2 protein-coding genes are annotated in these 1,824 nt (G+C 67.3%); both read left to right on the top strand.

The annotated features are described in order from the left end of the window. The coding region (locus ACFWI9_RS34065; RefSeq protein WP_387169127.1) for a class I adenylate-forming enzyme family protein at positions 1-571 on the top strand (571 nt) is incomplete at its 5' end. A 169-nt stretch (positions 572-740) separates the two neighbouring features. Continuing rightward, a partial coding sequence (locus tag ACFWI9_RS34060; RefSeq protein WP_387169124.1) for a CaiB/BaiF CoA transferase family protein occupies positions 741-1,824 on the top strand: 1,084 nt, incomplete at its 3' end.

The raw sequence follows: 1,824 nt of genomic DNA, 5'->3' as shown, positions 1-1,824 counted from the left end.
CCCTCTCGTGCGTGCCCGGCTCACCTCCGTGGGGAAGCCCCTGCCGACGGTGGAGATCCAGGTGCAGGACGACGACGGCCGGCCCTGCCCGGCGGGAGCCGTGGGGGACATCGTCGTACGCGGTGCCCAGGTCGCGGGTGAGTACCTGGAATCCGGCAGTCTGGTCCGCCAGGATGGCTGGTTCCCTACCCGGGACCGCGGTTACCTGGACGAAAGAGGGTATCTCTTCGTCCGCGGACGGGCCGACGACACGATCATCCGCGGCGGAGAGAACATCGCGCCCGCCGAGATAGAGGACGTACTGGCCCGTCACCCCGCCGTCCTCGACTGTGTGGTGGCCGGCGTGCCGGACGAGGAGTGGGGCCAGGTGATCGGCGCCTTCGTCATCGTCCGTCCCGGCTCCCACACCGACGCGGCGGCACTGCGCACGTGGCTACGGGATCGTCTGCGCGGTTCCAGGACGCCTGAACATGTGATGTTCGTGGACGAGTTCCCGACCACGCAGACCGGGAAAATCGTCCGGCGCGACCTCGTCGCCCTCCTGGAGCAGGGCACCACCATGCAGCCCTGACCTCGATCGCGTGGGCGGGCCAAGCCTCCAGTATTGAGTTCGATGCTTCGATGATTATACTTATATCGAATCATTGAATTGGGTGTTCCGTTGCTCTCGGATCGCCCTCTTCGTCGCGGGCATTGCAAGGGGCGGGTCCGGTCTCCCCGAGGAAGCGAGGTTCGGTCGCGTGTTGAAGCCCATGGAAGGTGTGCGTGTCCTTGAGGTCGCGCAGTTCACCTTTGTCCCGGCCGCGGGCGCCGTACTGGCGGACTGGGGTGCCGACGTCATCAAGATCGAGCACGCGGAGAAGGGCGACGCGCAGCGCGGTCTCGTCAGGGCGCTGGGTCAGGACGTCGTGTCCAAGGGGTCGAGTTTCGCGCCGATCATGGACGGACCCAACCGAGGCAAGCGCAGCATCGGGCTGTCACTGGAGAAGCCAGAGTCTCAGAGGGTTCTCCATGAACTCATCCGGACCAGCGACGTCTTCCTGACCAACTTCCTGCCGGGCGCGCGGGCCAGACTCGGCATCGAACTGGAGGATGTCCGCGCGATCAACCCGGACATCATCTACGCCGTCGGAACGAGCTTCGCGCACAGTGGCCCGGAGGCGGACAAAGGGGGATACGACGGCACAGCCTTCTGGGCCCGGGCGGGCTGCGCCGACTCCGTGACGCCGGACGGATCCGACCGCGTCGTCAACCAGCCCTGCGGTGCCTACGGGGACAACATCGGGGGGATGACTATCGCGGGCGGCATCGCCGCCGCGCTGTTCGCGAAGAGCCGGACAGGCGTCGCGTCGACCGTGGACATATCGCTTCTCGGAGTCGGTGCCTGGGCCGCGCAGCTCAACGTGAACCTGGCTCTCATGGCCGGTGGTCCCCTGCCCAAGCCCGACCCGACAGACGGCAGGGTCAGCAACCCGCTGAGCGGCACGCACCGGACCGCAGACGGCCGCTGGCTGTCCCTCATCATGCTCCAACCCGGGCGCTACTGGCGGGACTTCTGCGAAAAGGTCGACCGACCCGAGCTGGCCGAGGACCCGCGCTTCGACTCGGCCGAGAAGCTGATGGCGAACGCCGGGGAGGCGGCGGCCATCGTCGCGGACATCATCGCCTCGCGTACGAAGGACGAGTGGGTCGTCGCCTTCAAGGACATCGAGGGCCAGTGGGCCGTCGTGCAGAACACGTACGAGGTCGGCCACGACCCGGCCCTGCGGAATGTCGGGCAGATAGCGGACGTGGTCGACGCCCACGGCGTGTCACCCCCAAACG

This window comes from Streptomyces sp. NPDC127084 (genome assembly GCF_042724175.1).
Lineage (GTDB): Bacteria > Actinomycetota > Actinomycetes > Streptomycetales > Streptomycetaceae > Streptomyces.
Note: the sequence above shows the minus strand (reverse complement) of the source record. Positions and strands in the feature narration are given on the sequence as shown.